We start from the raw sequence: 21,921 nt of genomic DNA, 5'->3' as shown, positions 1-21,921 counted from the left end.
CGATGAAAGAAAATTTAAAAGTTAATATTCTATGGTTACTCCTTTTGTTAGCTGGCTATGGCTTGATTAGTGTACTGGTTTCAGTCGGAGTACTCAACCTATTCTATGTACAGATTTTACAACAAATTGGAATTAATATTATTCTGGCTGTTGGTCTCAACTTAATCGTTGGTTTTTCAGGACAATTTTCACTTGGGCATGCTGGTTTCATGGCGATTGGTGCCTATGCTGCAGCTATTATTGGTTCTAAATCACCAACCTACGGTGCCTTCTTTGGAGCCATGCTTATAGGTGCTTTGCTTTCAGGAGCAGTTGCCTTGCTTGTCGGAATTCCAACCTTACGCTTGAAGGGGGACTATCTTGCGGTAGCGACTCTTGGTGTTTCTGAAATTATCCGTATCTTTATCATCAATGGTGGAAGCCTTACAAATGGTGCAGCAGGTATCTTGGGAATTCCTAACTTTACAACTTGGCAAATGGTTTACTTCTTTGTCGTGATTACAACCATTGCAACCTTGAACTTCTTGCGTAGTCCAATTGGACGTTCAACTCTCTCTGTTCGTGAGGACGAGATCGCTGCTGAGTCAGTTGGGGTTAATACGACTAAAATTAAAATCATCGCCTTTGTCTTTGGTGCTATTACTGCAAGTATTGCAGGGTCACTTCAGGCAGGATTTATCGGTTCAGTTGTACCGAAAGATTACACTTTCATCAACTCAATCAACGTTTTGATTATTGTTGTATTTGGTGGACTTGGTTCAATTACAGGTGCGATTGTTTCAGCTATTGTTCTTGGAATTTTGAATATGCTTCTCCAAGATGTTGCTAGTGTACGTATGATTATTTACGCTTTGGCCTTGGTATTGGTAATGATTTTCAGACCAGGTGGACTCCTTGGAACATGGGAATTAAGCCTATCACGTTTCTTTAAAAAATCTAAAAAGGAGGAACAAAACTAATGGCATTACTTGAAGTAAAACAGTTAACCAAACATTTTGGCGGTCTAACAGCTGTTGGAGATGTGACTCTTGAATTGAACGAAGGGGAACTGGTTGGACTAATCGGTCCAAATGGAGCTGGTAAAACCACCCTTTTCAACCTCTTGACGGGTGTTTATGAACCAAGTGAGGGAACAGTAACACTAGATGGTCACCTTTTGAATGGAAAGTCACCTTATAAGATTGCTTCTTTGGGACTTGGACGTACATTCCAAAATATCCGTCTCTTTAAAGATTTAACAGTTTTGGACAATGTTTTGATTGCTTTTGGTAACCATCACAAACAACATGTTTTTGCTAGTTTCTTACGCCTACCAGCTTTTTACAAGAGTGAAAAAGAATTAAAAGCTAAAGCTTTGGAATTGCTAAAAATCTTTGATTTAGATGGGGATGCAGAAACTCTTGCTAAAAATCTTGCCTACGGACAACAACGTCGTTTGGAAATTGTTCGTGCCCTTGCTACGGAACCTAAAATTCTCTTTTTGGATGAACCAGCCGCAGGGATGAACCCGCAGGAAACTGCTGAATTGACTGAGTTAATTCGTCGTATCAAAGATGAATTTAAGATTACCATCATGTTGATTGAACACGATATGAATCTGGTTATGGAAGTAACAGAACGTATCTACGTTCTTGAATATGGTCGTTTGATTGCTCAGGGAACTCCTGACGAAATTAAGACCAATAAACGTGTTATCGAAGCTTATCTAGGAGGTGAAGCCTAATGTCTATGTTAAAAGTTGATAATCTTTCTGTGCATTACGGTATGATCCAAGCAGTCCGTGATGTAAGCTTTGAAGTAAATGAAGGAGAAGTAGTTTCCCTTATCGGTGCCAATGGTGCAGGTAAGACAACCATTCTTCGTACCTTGTCTGGTCTAGTTAGACCAAGCTCAGGAAAAATTGAATTTTTAGGTCAAGAAATCCAAAAAATGCCAGCTCAGAAAATCGTGGCAGGTGGTCTTTCACAAGTACCAGAAGGACGCCACGTCTTCCCTGGCTTGACTGTTATAGAAAATCTTGAAATGGGAGCTTTCTTAAAGAAAAATCGTGAAGAAAATCAAGCTAACTTGAAGAAGGTCTTTTCACGCTTCCCACGTCTTGAAGAACGCAAGAACCAGGACGCAGCCACTCTTTCAGGAGGAGAACAACAAATGCTTGCCATGGGACGCGCTCTTATGTCAACACCAAAACTTCTTCTTTTAGATGAACCATCAATGGGACTTGCCCCAATCTTTATCCAAGAGATTTTTGATATCATTCAAGATATCCAGAAGCAAGGAACAACCGTCCTCTTGATTGAACAAAATGCTAATAAAGCACTCGCTATCTCTGACCGAGGCTATGTACTGGAAACAGGAAAAATCGTCCTATCAGGAACAGGAAAAGAACTTGCTTCATCAGAAGAAGTCAGAAAAGCATATCTGGGTGGCTAAACTAGTCTGGGAGACTAGTTTAGGTTGCAAATGAAGATTGCGAAGCAATCATCATTATAGTCCGGGGGACCTTTTTAGTCGGTGAATAGAGATTGCGAAGCAGTCATCAAATCCAGGGGATTATTTTAGTCTGCATATTGAGATTGCAAAGCAATTCTCATCTGCACTGGAAGGTTAGCTTCTAATCATTGAAATGGAACAGAATGAAGTGTGTCTACCCTTCATTCACAGAGCTCGATTTCAGAGCTCATTGTCAACTGTAGTGGTTTGAAGAAAAGCTAAGATCTAGAAAGGACACGTTTCGTCCTTTCTTTTTTGATGTTCAGAGCGATAAAAATCCTTTTTTTGAAGTTTTCAAAGTTCCGAAAACCAAAGGCATTGCGCTTGATAAGTTTGATGAGATTATTCGTTGCTTCCAGTTTGGCGTTGGAATAGGGTAGTTGAAGGGCGTTGGCAATTTTCTCTTTATCCTTGAGGAAGGTTTTAAAGACAGTCTGAAAAAGAGGATGAACCTGCTTTAGATTGTCCTCAATGAGTCCGAAAAATTTGTCTGCCTCCTTGTTCTGAAAGTGAAAAAGCAGGAGTTGGTAGAGATGATAGTGGTGTTTCAAGTCTTCCGAATAGCTCAAAAGCTTATCTAGAATCTCTTTATTGGTCAAGTACATACGAAAAGTAGGGCGATAAAAACGTTTATCGCTGAGTTTTCGACTATCTTGTTGAATGAGTTTCCAGTAACGCTTGATAACCTTGTATTCATGAGATTTTTGATGAAACTGATTCATGATTTGAACACGGACACGACTCATAGCACGGCTAAGATGTTGTACAATTTGAAAGCGATCCAACACGATTTTAGCGTTTGGGAGTGAAACAGTCTGGGAGACTGTTTCAGCCTGAGCCTAGAAATTAGAAATCGAATCTGTTTAGCTAAGGCATAGTAGGGACTAAACATATCCATAGTAATGATTTTTACCTGACATAGGACTGCTCTATCGTAGCGCAGAAAATGATTTCGGATGATAGGCTGTGTTCTTCCCTCAAGAACAGTGATGATATTGAGATTGTCAAAATCTTGCGTAATGAAACTCATCTTTCCCTTGGTAAAGGAGTACTCATCCCAAGACATAGTCTTTGGAAGCCGAGAAAAATCATGCTTAAAGTGAAAGTCATTGAGCTTGCGAATGACAGTTGAAGTTGAAATGGCCTGCTGGTGGGCAATATCGGTCATAGAAGCCTTTTCAATCAACTTTTGCTCAATTTTTATTGATGAGAGAAGTTTTGGAGAGAGTCATTTTCGAGAAATGATAGCACTTGAAACAGCTTTTCTAAGAAGGGGTTCTATTGGGGATACCAATTGTTTCAAGGTAAGGAATTTTAGACAATTTTTGAAAATCATATTTCTTCGTTTGGCTAGCGTAATCAGGACGAGATAGAGCATCATAATCCAGTTTAGCGATGATTTCCTGTGGATATTCCTGTTAATTTAATTGTTCCATACGATTCTTTCTAATGATGGTTTGGTCATTTTTCATTCTAGATATTACGGAACTTTTTCTACAACAAAATAGGCTTCATAATATCTATAGGGAATTTACCCACTACAAATATTATAGTTCCCTGTTTTCTTACTATAGAATCTAACTTGACAAAAGCAAATGTTCATTGTATAATCGAATAGATAAAAACATTGAACAAAAGAGGTTGAGGATATGCTATCAAAAAAACAATTTAAACTTTTACATTTTTTGTTGACTCACAAAGACGAAAACTTTACGCAGAGACAATTGGCTGAACAGCTAGATATCGCTTTGGGGACGGTAAATAATCTTCTCAAGGAATGTAAAGAAGAGAAGTGGATCAGTGAGGAAAATCACTTAACTGACTTAGGTGAGGATGCTTTGGCTCCGTATCAGGTGAAGAATGCCATTATCATGGCTGCAGGTATGAGTAGCCGCTTTGCCCCTTTGTCTTATGAGCTACCTAAAGGATTGCTTCAAGTCAAAGGTGAGCGTTTGATTGAGAGAGAAATCAAGCAATTGCAAGAAGCTGGGATAGAGGATATTACAGTCATTGTAGGTTATCTGCAAGAAAAAATGTTCTATCTGGCAGAAAAGTTTGGCGTTAAAATCGTTGTGAATAATGATTACTACAAATACAATAACTGTTCTTCTCTCATGCTAGTCAGAGATCAACTTTCCAACACTTATATCTGTTCATCGGATAATTATTTTGTAGAAAATCCGTTTGAACGATACATTTACAGGGGTTATTATTCGACTATATTTGCAGAAGGAGACACAGACGAATACTGCTCTAAGGAAGACTCCAATCACACGATTATCGATATTAAAATCGGTGGGACGAATACTTGGGCTATGGTGGGGCACGTTTATTTTGATCGTGCATTTAGTGAAAAGTTTGTAGATATTTTAGAAACTGAATTTAAGCACGAACCATATCGCGAACAACTCTGGGAAGATTATTATAGTCGTCACGTCAAGGAGCTTCCTTTAGAAGCTCGGCATTATTCAGCAGACATTGTTAAGGAGTTTGATTCACTAGATGAGTTGCGTCAGTTTGATGAACACTATTTGGTGAATACGAATTCGGAAATCATTGATAACATCTGTAAGACATTAGGATGTATAGCTTCAGATATTGTCAATATCAAACCTCTAAAAGATGGTCTAACCAACACTTCGTTTTCATTTGACTGCCTAGGGAAGAAATATGTTTACCGTCATCCGGGTAGAGGAACGGAGAATTATATCGATCGTGCTAGTGAAGCGGCTTCCATGGAAATTGCTGCAAAATTAAAGATTGACCGTACTTTTGTTGCCATGAACAAGAATGAGGGCTGGAAAATTTCAGAATTTATCCCTAATGCCAAGCAACTAGATTATGATAATTGGGATGATGTAGCAAAAGCAATGGAGCTCTTGAGACGCTTGCACCAATCTGGAGAAAAAACAGATCATTCTTTTGATCAATTTGAGGGAATTGATGATTTTAGACAAAAATTAAAAGCTAGCAATCGTTTTGAATTTGATGGACTTGAAGAGTTGGATAAGACTGTCTCAGTTCTCGAGAAGCTTTTACAAGAAGATAAAGCGAAAAAGGTTCTCTGCCACGGAGATTCTTATAGCCCAAATTTTTTGTTGAATGAAGCTGGAGAAATGAGCTTGATTGATTGGGAATATTCTGGTATGGGAGATCCAGCAGGAGATTTAGGAACCTTTATCGGGTGTTCAAATTATACAGTAGAAGAAGCTGAAAAGGTACTTGAAATCTATTTAAAAGAAGTTCCAGACAAGAGAACCAAACGTCACTATTTTGCCTATGTATCAGTGACTTCATATTATTGGTTTTTGTGGGCCCTGTTCCAAGAAAGCGTTGGAAAACCAGTAGGTGAATTTCTTTATATCTGGTATCGTTATACCAAGCAGTATGGAAAACTTGCATTAGATTTATACTTATAGGAGAATTGAGATGAAACCGACATCTGAAATTGAAGAATTAGTAGCAAATGAAACGAAAAGAAGGCTAGAAGAAATGGAATCACCAAACTATGTGTTTGCTCAGCCATTTTTAAAAAGTGATTTTACTATAGTCATCGCCCTAGTCATAGTCAACCTCATTTTGATTATCCTAGCCATGACAGGAGGTATTCAATAAAATGTCTAAGATGAATGACTTTATTCAACAGGAGACGATAACGGGAATTGTTCCCATGACCAACAAGGATCGTCAGTATTCTTTCTGGGATCTCTTCTTATCGACAAGTGGTTTTGCTATTGCAACTTGGTGTTATACCCAAGGAGCTTATGTGGCTCAATATTTGACCTTTAATCAAATGTTGATTAATATTTTTAGCTTTAACATTATCTGGGTTTTTATCGAATGTCTCCCAATCTTGTTTGCGGTTAAATATGGAATTGATTTGTGGATTTGGTTGAGGGCTGTCTTAGGAAAAAAAGGGGTAGCCTTGCTATCAACCATTATTAGCTTAGCTAACTTTGGCTGGTACGCCGTTGCGGCTAATCTTTTTGCCAATTCTATGATCCACTTGGGAAATAATTTTGGCCTTGGTTTAGACAAGGGAGTATGGGCACCGATTTTAGGTACTCTCTGTGTTCTCCTTGGAACGCTGATTGCCCTTGGAGGTCCAGAAGTGATCAAATGGACCAATAGATTCTTGGTCATTGCCTTGTTGATTGTCGGTCTCATTATCGTTGGAATCTGTTTTGTAGCTGTGCCTATCACTGACATTATGAATATTCAACCAGCTACCCAAGGAGATTTAACGCCATTAGAACGCTTCATGCTTTCTGGGGAAGGAAATGTTGCTTTTGCCTTCTCTTGGTCTACACAAGCATTGGTCTTGCCACGTTTGGCAAAATCAGAACGTAGTGGCTATTGGGCTACAGCTTTATCATACGGGGTTGTCGCTCCATTCTTCGTTGCGACAGGTGGAGTCATGGCTCTAGCCATGTTTGTCAAAACAGGTGTTTATGAAAGTGATCCAACGACGATGCTTTCCACTCTAAGCACACCTGCTTTTGCCCTTTTAAGTTTACTATTAGTAGCCTTTGCCAATATTGGAACCCAAGGTACAGGATCTTATGTGAACTGTATGATTGTAAAAAGTGGGATGCCCAAAGTAAGCTATAAACTAATGGTTTGGATTGCCATGGTATACGTGAGCCTACTCACCATCTGGGGAGGAGTAGAAGAGTATTTCGGCTCTTTCATCTCCCTAGCCGCCTATATTCAAGGACCCATTATCGGAATGATCGTTGTCGACTACTTTATCTTGAGAAAACGAAAACTCGATTTGCGTTCAGCCTATTTCCTTGAGAGACATAAAGCTTATGAGTTTACCAAAGGATTTAACTTAGTTGGCTTATCTTGCGTATTTATCTCCTTGTTGGTTGCAGTACTATTTGTTTATAACCCTGTAACAGCACAGATTCAAAGCCCAATCTTTTTAATCACAACGGGTAGTGGCTTTACTGCGATTTTTGGAGGTCTATTGTACTGGTTAGCTAGCTTAACTCCTTTAAAACGCTATATGATCAAGGATCGAGATTCCGTTACGATTTAAGAATAGAGGATTGATTAGAAACGTCCCTCTTACTAGAGAATTTAGAAAATCTTTATTGATACGGTAGAATAGGCTGAACAGGTATTTGAAATTTCTGTAGAAGAAATTCCAAACGTGAAAACGAAATACAGCTATCTAGCTCAGGTGTTTGGAACATCATACTATCACTCTTTTGTGAGGATTATTTTAAGTAAATCCATTAGGAAAGTTTCTCTGTATTTGGTACCATTATAGTGGGCAGTATGGTCAACTAAAATTAATTTTTAGTCGGAGGAATGACAAAATAAGAATTGGTATTGAACTTGAACAATTAGTTGTAGGAGAAACTAAAAAATGACTATAAAAATGAAAGCCTTAATCTATGTGTATTTATCTCCCCTTTCTTAAAAGTTTATTTTACATAAGTAATTGATATGATAGTCAATCATATTCTGATTATCTTAGCCATGACAGGAGGTATTCAATAAAATGTCCAAGATGAATGACTTCATTCAACAGGAGACCATAACGGGAATCGTTCCCATGACCAACAAGGATCGTCAGTATTCTTTCTGGGATCTCTTCCTATCGACAAGTGGTTTTGCCATCGCAACCTGGTGTTATACCCAAGGAGCCTATGTGGCTCAATATTTAACCTTTAATCAAATGTTGATTAATATTTTTAGTTTTAACATTATCTGGGTCTTTATTGAATGTCTCCCTATTTTGTTTGCTGTTAAATATGGAATTGATTTATGGATTTGGTTGAGAGCCGTTCTAGGTAAAAAAGGGGTGGCCATTCTATCAACCGTGATTAGTCTGGCGAATTTTGGTTGGTACGCCGTTACCGCTGATCTTTTTGCCAGCTCCATGATTCATTTGGCAAATAATTTTGGGCTTGGTTTAGACAAGGGAGTATGGGCACCGATTCTAGGCACCCTCTGTGTTCTCCTTGGAACGCTGATTGCTCTTGGGGGTCCAGATGTGATTAAAGGTACTAATCGCTTTCTGGTGGTTGCCTTGTTATTTGTTGGGCTAATCATCGTTGGAATCTGTTTTGTTGCGGTTCCGATTAGCGATATTATGAATGTCCAACCTGCCATCCAAGAAAATTTGACACCGATTGAACGTTTTATGATGTCAGGGGAAGGAAATGTGGCCGTAGCCTTTTCTTGGTCTACACAAGCCTTTGTCTTACCACGTTTGGCAAAATCAGAACGCAGTGGCTATTGGGCTACAGCCTTGTCATATGGGGTTGTTGCTCCATTCTTTGCTGCGACAGGTGGAGTCATGGCTCTAGCCATGTTTGTCAAAACAGGTGTTTATGAAAGTGATCCAACAACCATGCTATCAACTCTAAGCACACCTACCTTTGCCCTTTTAAGTTTACTACTAGTAGCCTTTGCAAATATTGGAACCCAAGGGACAGGATCATACGTGAACTGTATGATTGTAAAAAGTGGGATGCCCAAAGTAAGCTATAAACTAATGGTTTGGATTGCCATGGTATACGTGAGCCTACTCACCATCTGGGGAGGAGTAGAAGAGTATTTCGGCTCTTTCATCTCCCTAGCCGCCTATATTCAAGGACCCATTATCGGAATGATCGTTGTCGACTACTTTATCTTGAGAAAACGAAAACTCGATTTGCGTTCAGCCTATTTCCTTGAGGGACATAAAGCTTATGAGTTTACAAATGGCTTTAATCTGGTAGGATTATCTTGTGTAATCATTTCCTTGTTAGTTGCGGTACTATTTGTTTATAACCCTGTAACAAAGCACATCCAGAGTCCTATGTTCCTGCTCACAACTGGTAGTGGCTTCACTGCAATTTTTGGAGGTCTATTGTACTGGTTAGCTAGCTTAACTCGTTTAAAACGCTATATGCTCAAGGATAAAGATTCCGTTAAGATTTAAGTTTAAGAGAGAACGTTGTGTACTACCCCAAAAAGTTGGAAAAATAATTATTGAAAGGATTTAGTTCTGTATTGCACAGGACTAAGTCCTTTTAGTTTTACATTAATTCGTTTATTATTGTAGTAATCAATGTAGTCTACAATAGCTTGTTCTAATTGCTTAAGAGACGTAAACGTCTTCTTATAGCCATAAAATATTTCCGATTTCAAAATGCCGAAGAAGGAAGCCACGTCTTTCCTGGCTTGACTGTTATGGAAAACCTTGAAATGGGAGCTTTCTTAAAGAAAAACCATGAAGAAAATCAAGCTAACTTGAAGAAGGTTTTCTCAAGTTTCCCACGTCTTGAAGAACGGAAGAACTAGGATGCAGCCACTCTTTCAGAGGGGGAACAACAAATGCTTGCCATGGGATGCGCTCTTATGTCAACACCAAAACTTCTTCTTTTAGATGAACCATCAATGGGACTTGCACCAATCTTTATCCAAGAGATTTTTGATATCATTCAAGATATCCAGAAACAAGGAACAACCGTCCTCTTGATTGAACAAAATGCCAATAAAGCACTCGCAATCTCTGACCGAGGATATGTATTGGAAACAGGGAAAATCGTCCTATCAGGAACGGGCAAAGAACTCGCCTCATCAGAAGAAGTAAGAAAAGCATATCTAGGTGGCTAAACTAGTCTGGGAGACTAGTTTAGGTTGCAGATAAAGATTACGAAGTAATCATCATTATAGTCCGGGGGACCTTTTTAGTCGGCGGATGAAGATTGCGAGGCAATTATCTTATCCAGTAGATTATTTTAGTTGGCATATTTAGATTGCAAACAAATCTGCATCTACTTTGAAATATGAATTTCAAATAATTGAAAAAATCGAATGAAGCGTACACCTACTCTTCATTCACAGAGCTCGATTTCAGAGCTCTTTTTGCTAGCTTATTCATACTTTTCTGAATTTTGAAAAAGAAATGTAAGCGTTTGATAGATTTACAAAAAGATTGTATAATAGGGATAAGAACAGAAAAGGAGAAGTCTCATGGCAGTTAAAGATTTTATGACCCGTAAGGTAGTGTATATTAGTCCAGATACAACAGTATCTCATGCAGCAGATTTGATGAGAGAGCAAGGGTTGCATCGCTTGCCTGTTATCGAAAATGATCAATTAGTTGGTTTGGTAACTGAAGGAACCATTGCGCAAGCTAGTCCATCCAAAGCAACCAGTCTTTCTATCTATGAGATGAACTATCTTCTAAATAAGACAAAAGTAAAAGATGTGATGATTCGCGAAGTTGTCACTGTTTCAGGCTATGCGAGTCTAGAGGATGCAACTTATCTGATGTTGAAAAATAAGATTGGTATTCTTCCTGTAGTAGATAACCATCAAGTCTATGGGGTTATTACGGACCGTGATGTTTTCCAAGCCTTTCTTGAAATTGCTGGTTATGGTGAGGAAGGAATTCGTGTGCGCTTTGTTACGGAAAACGAAATTGGCGTTCTTGGAAAAATTATTTCTTTGATTGTAGAAGAAAAGTTGAATATCTCGCATACAGTCAATATTCCGCGTAAAGATGGTAAGGTGATTATAGAAGTTCAAATCGATGGATCAATTGATTTACCAGCCTTGAAAGAAAAATTTGAATCAGAGAATATTCAAGTAGAAGAAATTACTCGTACTTCAGCAAAAGTCTTGTAAGAAAGGAAGCCGAAAGGCTTCTTTTTACGTGTAATAAGGGATTAGAGCAAAAGATGGAAAGAAATGAATGAAAATCTGAAATATTACCTTTTGATTTAGAGTAAAGGTAATTTAAAATTTAAAGATTTTTAAATTTTCTAAATATTGACAGAAGTAATAAATCGAAAAAATTATGCTGTATTTTATAAGTAACTATTTATTGTATTCTATATGACTTTAATTATGGATTAATACTATAAATTTTTTTCCAAAAATCCTTGATTCATATATGAAATAATGTTATAATAAAACAAAAAACATAGGAGTAAAAATATGTCAGGACAAATTCGTGTATCTCCAGAAACCCTCCAATCACGTGCACGTGAATATGGAAAAGCTGCAAACGATATCAGAGTTATTTTGAGCAATCTTCAACGCTTGCAAGATACCTTGCGTTCGGAATGGGAAGGTGCTGCGTTCCAAGGCTTTGATCAACAATTCTCTGAATTGAAACCAAAGGTTGAAAACTTTGCTGATTTAATGCAACAAATCAATACACAACTTGATAAGACTGCTCAAGCGATGCAACAAAATGACCAAGACTTATCTAGAAACTTTGGTCTTCAATAATCTAAAGTTGAGGTTGAGGAGAAATCCTCAACTTTTTTACTATATTTAATTAAGGAGAAAATGTGAGAAAGAAAGTTTTATTTAGCTTAGGGATGCTACTGTTATTTGTGACAATGATAGTATCCTTCTTTGCAATTGTAAAACCAACACCTATCAGCCGAACGAACTCAGATTCCTCGGTGCAACAAGCCCCTATTAAAGTAGCTATTGTTAATGAAGATACGGGTAAGGTATATAATGGACAACCGATTAACATTGCGAATACTTTAGTAAATTCGTTCATAGCTAAAAATAATTACAAAGTGGAAGTTGTTTCTAGGTCAATCGCTGAAAGCGGTCTAAAAAATGAGACTTATCAGTTGATGATAGTCTTGCCAAGTAAATTTTCAGAAGAAGCTTTAGCAATCGAATCAACTTCCCCTGTTCAGGCGAAGTTTCAATATCAAATTCAATCAAGTGACCAACTGACTGTCAAACAGGCTGAACAAGCTGTAGTAGCTTTCAAAGAGCTCTTTAATAAGGATTTGATTAATATTTATTTCACTAGTATTATCGGGAATTTGAAAACAGCACAAGGCCAGGTTGCAGATGTAGTTACAAATGAACATGAGTCACTGACTTCTTTTAATAATAAGTTAGTGGATCCTCTTGCTCAATATGGTCAACAGTTTAATGGGTTGGGTTCATCACCGAATAATCTCTTATCATCGTATTCGTCATTTAACAAGACCCTGTTAAATACAAATGATGCCTTTAAATCAATTGATTCTGTTAATAAGACATATGAGGAAACAATAAATGGAATAGATAAGCAACAAAAAAAATGGGATAATTCCTTGAATACTAGAGAACAGGCTTTGTCCAACTATGATAAAGACTTTTCCAAATTATCAGTTGAGAAACAATTATCTCAATTGGCTGCTATAAACACTCAATTTAATAATAATTTTTCAGAGCCAGCTATTTGGAAAGAAACCACTGATAAGGCTTCTTCCTATAACAAAGATATCGCAAAACTTCTAGAAAGTTTGAAGAAGAATAATAAGGAAATTGATGATACCTTATCAAATTATGATACAAAGATTAGAGAAGCAGTAGAGTCTTCCTTGGCTAAAAACCCATCAGCGGTAGATGGAGCTAATAAAACTCTTGGAAGTTATATCAAGTCGTTAAATACTAGTATGCAAAATCAAATTACTAGTAAATGGCCAAGTGTATACTACGATGATACAACTATAAATAATTTCTCTTTGTCAGATACTGATAAACAACATTTGAAAAATATTAGTGCTTTTATACGGTGGTATAGTAAGAAGATAGGGAAAGATTTGCCAACTTTGCAATCTACAACACTTGAAAATGAAGAATTCTCTCAGTTAAAGAATGACATTAAGTCTAAGAGCACAACAAAACGTGAGCTAACTTTACCTTCGTTTGAAGGAAAAATTTCAAAATTAAAGATAACAGTACCAAGCGGATACTATCTTAAAGAATCAAATTTTGGATTTTCTGATCTTGGAGGAGGTAGTTATCAGGTATCTTTCCCTGGTGAAGTATCTCCAGGTATGACTATTTCATACACACTAGGAATCAAGAATGAAAATGATCTCAATGTCTTGTCACCTGTGCTTGTTAAGTATCAATTAGATACGACAGAAGATGTAAAAGTTATAAAGGAAGATGCCCCTTATGTAGAAAAAGATAAAATAGAGAATGAGACAGTTCATGCTGCGCCTGTTAGTCCAGCTACTTCTGTAGCTTCAGGTTCCTCTACGCCTGATGTGCAGAAACCAACAGAAATTATTACAATTACGAAGACCATCACGACTACTAAGATAAATCAAACAGAAAAAAAAGTTTTGAATCGTCATTATGAGATGCAAGACATTATTTCTAACTGGGAGTACAATCCTACCAAGCTAACTCAAGCGGTTTATAAAGATGTTGAGGCGTATCTACAGTTATCAGGACTTGTTACTGCGTATTACGGCTTAGATTTATCTAAAAATACGTACACAGACACTACGTTTGTTCCAGCAGAAGGTTCTCTTGCTACCTTAGCAAATAATGATGACCTCAAGACCATTGTGACCAATCTAATCAAAGCAACTACAGTAGAAGCTCTAAAATCAGATTTGAAGATTTCTGATAAAAAATTGACGGATATTCAGTCACGATTAGCCAATGCTGAGAAATTAACATCTAACATCGAACAGCTGAGAACAACAACCAATGATCTAATAACTCAGTTAAGACAGTTAATTGAACAGACCAAATTAGTGGATACAACGATTAAAGGTAAACCTAGTTTTGTTGCAACAGAAAAAGTAGATAATACTAGTATGGTTAATGTTAGTATGGATATGAACAGGGACCTAGGTACACTGATTTCAGCTAGTAAAACCTTGATGGACAATACAAAAGCAAACCAAGCTGTTTCTGAGACGATACAAGCTACTATGACTCAGTTGACGAATGATGTTAATACATTGGAAAAAGACGGAAAATCATTAAGTGCACGCGTTTCTGAATTGAAAAATATCATGTCTAGTGAATATGGTTCAAACGAAGAATTCCTTAAAAACTTTTCTACTGTTTTGAGCAATACTAGAACGGGTAATACGAAAAATGATGCAGTCTATGAATATTTGTCAAATCCTGTTGATGCTTCTAAAATTGGGAATGTTGTATCAGCTGCGACCAATAGACCGTCACAGACGAATCGTCAAGATGAGAGATCAGGACTCCTTGTTATCTTAATCAGCTATCTTGTTAGCTTGGTTGTTGCCTATCTTTTCCAACATGCAGATAAAGAAGAATTGCAAAGATTAATCAGTTTGAAGGACCGTTTGTCATGGAGAAATTCTTCTGGACCAATGTTCTTCCTAAGTGTGATTTCAGTAGCTGTTGGTTCTATAATTGCGATTGTTTCTGGAGTTAAACTTGCTTTCTCTGTAGGTCAATTGAGCTGGTTTGTAATGCTTCTTGTCTTGGTGAGTCTAATGATGACATATAGTCTGAATATCCTTCTTGATAAACTAAAAAGTCTTGGATTTTTGATAAGCATAAGTCTATTACTGCTTTATATCATTTCAGCAACTCAATTATTTGATGAATATTATGTGAATCCAGCTCCTATTTTAACAACTCTTTCTCCGTTAACATATCTTGAAGGTGTAGTGAGATTATTCATTAATCAGCAAAACGGAGTTGTTCAGTCAGTAATGGTAATTGTTGTTCTAACAATTGCTTTGGGACTTGTAAATATTTTCTTGTATCGCCAAGTTAAGGATAGCAAGTAATATGAAAAAAAATATTGTCTTTATCTTTCTATTGTTTTCAATTTTTACAAAAGGTAGTGTTGCTTTTGCAAACGATGGATCTTTGCAAATAGATACGTCTTTAGATAAGAATACCAAGAAAACAGAGATTCAGTACTTTGAACAGGAGAGTAATTTGACAAAGTTATTTCATCCTGAGACATATAAATTGATTGATACAACTAAAAAATTGGATAAAGAAAAGTATCAATTAGTTAAAACAAACTTATTTAGCACTAAAGTGGAATCGGAGAATATCGTTAATGAGTATCAGTCTGCTTTATTTACCAATCAGATTCAAATCAACCACAGTGATAAAAAGACTGTTTCACTTAAAAATGTAAAGTCTCCTGTTTCTTGGACTGCAATTTTATTGTTTATACTAGGGATGATTGTCACAATTTACTCGCTCTTTTATAAAAAGTTACATATAGCTAAACAATAAAGTCGATAGAAAAATACATAAAGGGAGATACAAAATGTATCTCTTTTTATAAATAGAAAGTTCTTTAATATTCATGTTTTGCGTGATATAATAGGCATAGCATAATAGATTTAGGAGTTTTATATGGAAGAGTACATTAATATTAGTCTGGATTGTTCGCCTTTTTTATCTAAAATATTAGATTTAAGGGTCCCTACTGAGTTAACGATTAAAGAATTGATACAAATCGTCTCAGATGCTTATGGTATTGGAATTAAGGTAATGAATCCAAGTGTAAGAAATCAACAGTCAGGAGAAATTCTTGCTAGTACGAGCAGTCTAGTATTAGTGAAAGACGGAGTTTTATTAAACCTGGAAAGAATATAGTAAGGGAGTCAGGTATGGAAGTTCAAAAAATTGAATTAGTAGTTGGAGATATCAAGGGAAATCGTGAAATAGCTTATGCTTTATTAACAGCAATACAACCTTATTTTGTGAATCAAAATGTTATTGAGGAAGAAGGTAAACTAACGATTGAAAGTCTATTGACTGATGAATATTATTCTTGGGATAAGCTGACTACGATGATTGAGGAAGAAAAATTACGTCATCTGATCAATGTTGGTCAATTATTTAACTCGCTGAAGGATTCAATTTATACTTATGAATTATCACCTAGTAATTTAGTGTTTTCACGAAATGGGAACCCTCTATTCATTTTTCGTGGTGTTAAAGGGCAAGTGCCTCCCTATGATGCATTGAAGCTAGAGGCGTTTACAGTTAACTTTAAAGCTATGATAGTATCTCTATTAGATAAAAAGGTAAGTTATGAAAAATTAGTGGAGGGACAGTCGCCATTTTATAAAGGAAAACTGTTTTGTGAGACCATCATGAAGTCTGAAAATTTGGATGAAATCTTAGCCTTACTACTAGAAAAATACTTAGAAGAAAAGGAACAAAATAAAGAAAAATTTTCACGTGTTCCTAATAAACTTGTTTCGCGGTTGAAGTGGACTACCATTATTGCATCATTTATTGGAGTGCTATCAATTGTTGGAGTGTTTTACTTTGCATTGTTCGCTATGCCTAATCAACAAATGATTTCAGGTTTACGTTTGGCTTTTGTAAACCAAGATTATTCTTCGGTTGTATCTACTGTTAAAAATACAGATTCTAAATCACTTAGTCAAGATGATGCTTATATGGTGGCTTATTCCGTCATTAAAACAGAGCCTTTAACAGAAACGCAAAAGACAGAGCTATCCAAAATATCAACTCAATCAAGTACAGACTATCTTCGTTACTGGGTTTTAATTGGGCAGTCGAAAGTTGATGAAGCTATAGATATTGCAAGTTACTTAGATGACCCACAATTATTGATGTATGGTCTTACCAAAAAGGTTGATGAAGTTCAGAGAAACCCTAACCTCACATCTGAACAACGTACTGAGCAACTAAACAATTATAAGAGTAAATTGGAAGAATTGAAGAAAAACTACCTAACACCAGAGACGAATAAGTCGAATACGACTTCAACTTCAACAGAGTCAAGATAGGAGTGGTCTATGAATTATTTATTTTTTGAAGACAATGTTTATCCACTCTATACAGGGAATACCTATCAACTGGGGCCTTCTATAGCTTCTAATATCTATCTTCCTATTCTTGAAAATGTGGTGTTGGAAGTCAAGGAAACGGGAGTTGAACTGCTCGGAGAGACTTATTCTTATGGGGATCATTTGGTTTCCATAGCTGAAGATATAAGTGTATCCTTATTGATTATTAAAAACACCGAGTATTACCTTCTTCCCGAAAAAATACTATATTTATCAGATAAGAAAGAAGCGACTATTCGCTTAGTTGATTTTCCTATAGAAATCATTTTGAGCTTTGATGGGACAAATAAGACGATTTATAGTGCTAGTCCATATTATCTTAATGGTGAAAGAAGAAAAGGGACGCAAAATATTCAAGATATGGACCAACTTGTTTTTGAACAAGGTCTAGCTTTATCCGTTCAAAAACAAATCTTATCGATTCATTCACTATTTTCTATTGAGACGAGCTTACTGCCTTTTTCTGAAGTAATGGTCGAGGATCGTTCAAAAGAATTTCATCGCTCTCCACGGATTATTCTGAGAGAACCCGAGGATACAGTAACGATTGCTTCGGCACCAACAGATGATGAAGGCAACAAACAATCGTTACTAAGATTGATTATTACCCCTTTGGCGATGATTGTCTTTACGATACTAACGATTTACTTCACACGTAGTGGTGGCATGATGTTCATGATGATGGGGATGTCTGTCATTACTATTGGGACTTCCATTCATACTTATTTTTCTGATAAAAAATCACATAAGGAACTTCAAGAACAGAAAATTGTTGAGTATATGAAATACTTGGAAACCAAGTATTCACAATTAGCTAACTTACGTAAAGAACAAGTTAAGGCTTTGGTGTATCATTTCCCTGGCATGGATCAGATTTTAGAAATGGTAGAAAAAACGGATAGACGTATTTACGAAAAGACACTTTATCATTTTGATTTTCTGTCTTATCGTTTGGGTTTGGGTGAAGTTAATTCTAGTTTTTCTATTGAGTATTCAGATTCTGAATTAACAAAATATAATGTAGCTGCTAACCAAAAAATTCAAGAACTACTTTCCTACTATCGTGTGACTAAGCAGGTACCTATTACACATACATTAACAAATCCTACGGGCTATATCGGAACACGGCAAATAGTGATTGAACAAGTTCAACAGATGATGATGCAATTAGCGACTTTCCAAAGTTACCATGATTTACAGTTTATTCCAATTTTCCGAGAGGAAGAGTTTGAGTTATGGAATTGGAGCCGATGGTTACCTCATACGAAAATAAAAGCACTAAATAGCCGTGGTTTTGTTTACAATCAACGTACTCGAGATCAACTATTAACGTCGCTCTATCAAGTTATTAAAGATAGAAAGTTAGATAGTGAGCAGGATAAAGGGAAAGAAAAGCAATACAGCCCTCATTATATTCTCTTTCTTACAGATTTAAGTCTGATGTTGGATCACAACATTATGGAGTACATCAATGAAGATTTATCCCATTTAGGAATTCATTATGTATTCGTAGAAGAAGTACTTGAGAGTCTACCAGAACACGTTAAGACAGTTGTTGACTATCGAGGAGATAAAAAAGGTACAGTATTACTTCAGGATGGCAATTATACAAATAAAGAAATTACGCCTCTTCCTCCTGTAAGTTTATCGGAAAAGGAAAATTTTGCGAGAAATCTTGCGGGTATTCATCATGTTCAAACTTTGCGTAATTCGATTCCGAATAGTATTACCTTCCTAGAGATGTATGGAGTCAATAAGGTAGAGGAACTAGAACTTTTAAAACGATGGCAAGACAATGAAACTTTCCAAACAATGGCTGTTCCTCTAGGAGTTCGAGGTAGAGATGATATTCTTTATCTAAACATCCATGAGAAGGCGCATGGGCCTCATGGATTGATTGCTGGTACTACGGGGTCAGGGAAGTCTGAGCTTATTCAGTCCTACATTCTATCTTTAGCTGTGAACTACCATCCGTATGAGGTTGCTTTCCTCTTGATTGACTATAAAGGTGGAGGGATGGCTAATCTCTTTGCAGACCTACCTCATGTTGTTGGTACGATTACAAACTTGGATGGCAACCAGGCCAATCGAGCTCTGGTATCTATCAAAGCTGAACTTAAGAAGCGTCAGCGTATTTTTGCAGAAAATGATGTTAATCATATCAACCAGTATATGAAACTCTTCAAGGAAGGGAAGGTCAAAGAACCATTACCACATCTATTAATCATTAGTGATGAGTTTGCAGAGTTGAAGGCGAATCAACCTGATTTCATGGATGAATTAGTCTCTACAGCTCGTATTGGTCGATCATTGGGGGTTAAATTAATTTTAGCAACCCAAAAACCTAGTGGGGTTGTCAACGATCAAATTTGGTCGAACTCTAAGTTTAAAATAGCTCTTAAAGTACAGGATGCTGCAGATTCTAGAGAAGTAATCAAAACACCTGATGCCGCAGAAATTACCCAGACAGGTAGAGCCTATCTTCAAGTCGGAAACAATGAAATCTATGAGTTATTCCAAAGCGCTTGGTCAGGTGCGGATTATAATCCAGAAGGACGAAATCATGTTCAAAAAAACACAACTGTGTATGAGATTACAAGTAATGGTCAATACAATGCCATTAATAAAGATTTGAGTGGTTTAGTCAATAAAAAAGAAGCAAAGGCTGTTCCAACAGAATTAGACGCCATTGTAGAAAAAGCCCGTGAAGTCTTTGATGGTCTTCGTATTCATCAGGTAGCCAGTCCTTGGTTGCCACCACTTGAAGAGAAGATATATGCTAAAGATACACAATCGACTAACTACAAGGATTATTGGGGACGTTCAGAGGCATTGCAACCTATTTTAATTGGTTATCAAGATATTCCAGAAAGACAGGAACAATCTCCCCTTTACTTCAATATGGAACAAAGAGGCCATATTTTGTTGGTTTCTAGTCCGGGATTCGGTAAGTCCACTTTTCTACAGAACTTTGCGATGGATGTGATTCGTAAGCACACACCAGAGCAGGTCCATTTCTACCTCTATGATTTTGGTACCAGTGGCTTAATCTCTATTTCTGATTTTCCTCATGTTGCAGATTATTTCACCTTGGATGAAACTGAGAAAATCATGAAATCTCTTCGATTCTTGAATAGAGAGATAAAAACTCGGAAACATGCTCTTTCGCAAGCAAGAGCCACAAATCTAAGGCAATACAATCAGTTGTCAGATGAGAGTTTTCCAACTATTTTCATAGAGATAGATGGTTTTGATAGTGTAATGGATGCCCCATTTGTCGATGCCTTTTATGATACTTTAAATGTCATTTCTCGAGATGGTGCCTCTCTAGGAATCTATCTGGTTGTGACACTTTCTCGTCTCAATGCGATGCGTCTACAGCTACAATCGAACTTTAAGACCAAGATTTCTCTCTTCTTATTTGATACCAGTGACTTATCAGGTGTATTAGGACGTTCAAATATTCCACTCGATGAAATTAAAGGCCGTGCCATAGCTAAATTGGATGATATTGTCCAATTCCAAGTGATGTTGCCATACAGCAGTGAACATTATACGGATTACATAAAGGAAGTTCGTGCAGAACAAGAAGCAATGGCTGTGGCATACGATGGCCCACTTCCTGCAGGTATCCCAATGTTACCAGAAAAGGTAACCAAAGAGGTGATGTCAGAAATCTTAGAAAGCAGTCAAGACTTTATCTTGGGGCTCGAAAGAGAAGCCGTTGTTCCAGCATCCTTTAGTTTTAAACGACCTATTCTTATAGCCTCAGACAGTCCTGCTTTTGTAACGAATTACTATAAATTACTAGAATATCACCTAAACCGTTTATCAGGAGTGTATAATACTGTTATTTTAGATCCTAGTCAGCGTATTAACAATCAGTTCTTTGATGGTATTCAACGATTTGATACTTCTTTAGAGGTTGATAATGTCATGAAGACGATATTAGAAGACTTTAAGAAACGGGTTGCGTCTCCAAGTCAGGACTATCCAAAATGGTTAATTTTGATACCTGATATTGCTGCGACGGCTATGGCGGCTGGAGTGAGTGAACTGGACTTCAAGCAACTCCTTAGTGAAGGAGCTCAGTATGGAGTAACCTTGCTCTTTATAGGTGCCTACCAAGATCTAGTAGCGAACAATTACGATAATTTTGTCAAACTAGTTAATCAGCTAGTAGAACAAGTCTTTCTCGGTGTACGTATCAGTGATCAAGATCATACTCGCTATCCTTACATCACAAATGAGCCGGCACTGAAACCGAACCAGGGTTATATTCTTTATCCAGATCATTATGAATCCGTTCAATTATTAGAAATTTAGAGAGGTTATTTATGTCAGATACTAAATTATTACCACTAGGCAGTGTTATTGTTTTAAAGGGAAGTACTAAAAAGATGCTCATCATTGCTCGTGTGATTGCAGCACCCGTCAAAGGAGATCTCTACCGTTTTGATTACGGAGCCTGTCTCTATCCAGAAGGAATGGTAGGAGATAGCCTTATCTACTTTAATCATGAAGATGTTTTTAAGGTTGTTCAAGAGGGCTATAGCGATGATGATAATGAGCTTATGTTAGAACATATTGCTTCGGTTGTCTCTACAACAGATATTCCTAAAGGGAATGTTGCTGAGTTGAATGAAGTAAATGAACTAGGAGGCTAATACATGGGGCAAATAGACTATGATCAAATCTATTATCTTCAAGGTAGAGTGAATGCCTACTCCGCCAGCATCTCCTCTGCCCAATCACGGATTACTTCCATCGATGAAAAATTGGAACGTCTTCGTACGGCCAAGAAGTCTGTAGGGGAAATCCAACA

Annotated in this window: 15 protein-coding genes and 3 pseudogenes; 16 read left to right on the top strand and 2 right to left on the bottom strand. The window is 37.0% G+C overall.

What is annotated here, in order from left to right; genetic code table 11:
- The first annotated feature begins 2 nt into the window (after positions 1–2).
- Genes N8M95_RS06280 through N8M95_RS06270 form a run of 3 tightly spaced genes read left to right on the top strand, consistent with a single transcriptional unit; the run spans position 3 to position 2,433 of the window.
- Entirely contained in the window at positions 3–959 is a 957-nt protein-coding gene (locus N8M95_RS06280; protein ID WP_000662286.1) for a branched-chain amino acid ABC transporter permease, read from the top strand.
- On the top strand, positions 959–1,723 hold the full coding sequence (locus tag N8M95_RS06275; protein ID WP_001185997.1) for an ABC transporter ATP-binding protein: 765 nt from the start codon (positions 959–961) through the stop codon (positions 1,721–1,723). The genes N8M95_RS06280 and N8M95_RS06275 overlap by 1 nt, the downstream gene beginning before the upstream one ends.
- Complete coding sequence (locus N8M95_RS06270) at positions 1,723–2,433, top strand: ABC transporter ATP-binding protein (RefSeq protein WP_120769970.1); 711 nt, start codon at positions 1,723–1,725, stop codon at positions 2,431–2,433. The genes N8M95_RS06275 and N8M95_RS06270 overlap by 1 nt, the downstream gene beginning before the upstream one ends.
- A 278-nt stretch (positions 2,434–2,711) precedes the next feature.
- Here the strand turns inward: N8M95_RS06270 and N8M95_RS06265 are convergent.
- A pseudogene (locus N8M95_RS06265) lies at positions 2,712–3,899 on the bottom strand (transposase); the annotation flags it as partial.
- A 243-nt stretch (positions 3,900–4,142) separates the two neighbouring features.
- Here N8M95_RS06265 and N8M95_RS06260 point away from each other — a divergent pair.
- From N8M95_RS06260 to N8M95_RS06245, 4 genes are all read left to right on the top strand, one after another.
- On the top strand, positions 4,143–5,912 hold the full coding sequence (locus N8M95_RS06260) for a phosphotransferase (protein WP_261116813.1): 1,770 nt from the start codon (positions 4,143–4,145) through the stop codon (positions 5,910–5,912).
- Positions 5,913–5,922: 10 nt separating this feature from the next.
- A complete protein-coding gene (locus N8M95_RS06255; RefSeq protein WP_004261584.1) occupies positions 5,923–6,108 on the top strand; it encodes a hypothetical protein in 186 nt (61 codons plus the stop codon).
- 1 nt (position 6,109) lies between these two features.
- Positions 6,110–7,537: a cytosine permease gene (locus tag N8M95_RS06250; RefSeq protein ID WP_261116812.1), complete on the top strand. Its 1,428-nt coding sequence runs from the start codon at positions 6,110–6,112 to the stop codon at positions 7,535–7,537.
- Positions 7,538–8,005: 468 nt separating this feature from the next.
- Positions 8,006–9,433 (top strand): cytosine permease, encoded by a 1,428-nt coding sequence (locus tag N8M95_RS06245; protein WP_125448113.1) that lies wholly within the window; start codon positions 8,006–8,008, stop codon positions 9,431–9,433.
- A gap of 47 nt (positions 9,434–9,480) precedes the next feature.
- On the opposite strand, the pseudogene N8M95_RS06240 reads toward N8M95_RS06245, so the two are convergent.
- A pseudogene (locus N8M95_RS06240) lies at positions 9,481–9,660 on the bottom strand (IS3 family transposase); the annotation flags it as partial.
- On the opposite strand from N8M95_RS06240, the pseudogene N8M95_RS06235 reads away from it, so the two are divergent.
- The 9 genes and pseudogenes from N8M95_RS06235 to N8M95_RS06195 form a co-directional block, all read left to right on the top strand.
- A pseudogene (locus tag N8M95_RS06235) lies at positions 9,652–10,110 on the top strand (ABC transporter ATP-binding protein); the annotation flags it as partial. The pseudogenes N8M95_RS06240 and N8M95_RS06235 overlap by 9 nt on opposite strands.
- Before the next feature lie 360 nt (positions 10,111–10,470).
- Positions 10,471–11,127 carry a CBS domain-containing protein gene (locus tag N8M95_RS06230; RefSeq protein ID WP_042750276.1) on the top strand — a complete coding sequence of 219 codons (657 nt, stop codon included), beginning with the start codon at positions 10,471–10,473 and terminating at the stop codon, positions 11,125–11,127.
- A gap of 312 nt (positions 11,128–11,439) precedes the next feature.
- Positions 11,440–11,736: a WXG100 family type VII secretion target gene (locus N8M95_RS06225; RefSeq protein WP_004261570.1), complete on the top strand. Its 297-nt coding sequence runs from the start codon at positions 11,440–11,442 to the stop codon at positions 11,734–11,736.
- Positions 11,737–11,798: 62 nt separating this feature from the next.
- Positions 11,799–15,038 carry a type VII secretion protein EsaA gene (esaA, locus tag N8M95_RS06220; protein ID WP_261116811.1) on the top strand — a complete coding sequence of 1,080 codons (3,240 nt, stop codon included), beginning with the start codon at positions 11,799–11,801 and terminating at the stop codon, positions 15,036–15,038.
- A gap of 1 nt (position 15,039) precedes the next feature.
- Positions 15,040–15,501 carry a type VII secretion protein EssA gene (gene essA, locus N8M95_RS06215; protein WP_004261567.1) on the top strand — a complete coding sequence of 154 codons (462 nt, stop codon included), beginning with the start codon at positions 15,040–15,042 and terminating at the stop codon, positions 15,499–15,501.
- A 123-nt stretch (positions 15,502–15,624) separates the two neighbouring features.
- Positions 15,625–15,867: a type VII secretion protein gene (locus tag N8M95_RS06210; RefSeq protein ID WP_042750271.1), complete on the top strand. Its 243-nt coding sequence runs from the start codon at positions 15,625–15,627 to the stop codon at positions 15,865–15,867.
- Between the two features lie 14 nt (positions 15,868–15,881).
- Positions 15,882–17,036 carry a type VII secretion protein EssB gene (gene essB, locus N8M95_RS06205; protein WP_042750269.1) on the top strand — a complete coding sequence of 385 codons (1,155 nt, stop codon included), beginning with the start codon at positions 15,882–15,884 and terminating at the stop codon, positions 17,034–17,036.
- A gap of 9 nt (positions 17,037–17,045) precedes the next feature.
- Entirely contained in the window at positions 17,046–21,422 is a 4,377-nt protein-coding gene (gene essC / locus N8M95_RS06200) for a type VII secretion protein EssC (RefSeq protein WP_261116810.1), read from the top strand.
- Between the two features lie 11 nt (positions 21,423–21,433).
- Positions 21,434–21,763, top strand: coding sequence for a DUF4176 domain-containing protein (locus N8M95_RS06195; protein WP_049486988.1), 330 nt, complete (start codon positions 21,434–21,436; stop codon positions 21,761–21,763).
- Positions 21,764–21,921: the final 158 nt, after the last annotated feature.

The sequence above is a fragment of the Streptococcus mitis genome, from assembly GCF_946190325.1.
In the GTDB taxonomy this organism is placed as follows: domain Bacteria; phylum Bacillota; class Bacilli; order Lactobacillales; family Streptococcaceae; genus Streptococcus; species Streptococcus mitis_CF.
This window is presented reverse-complemented; position numbering and strand designations above follow the sequence as displayed.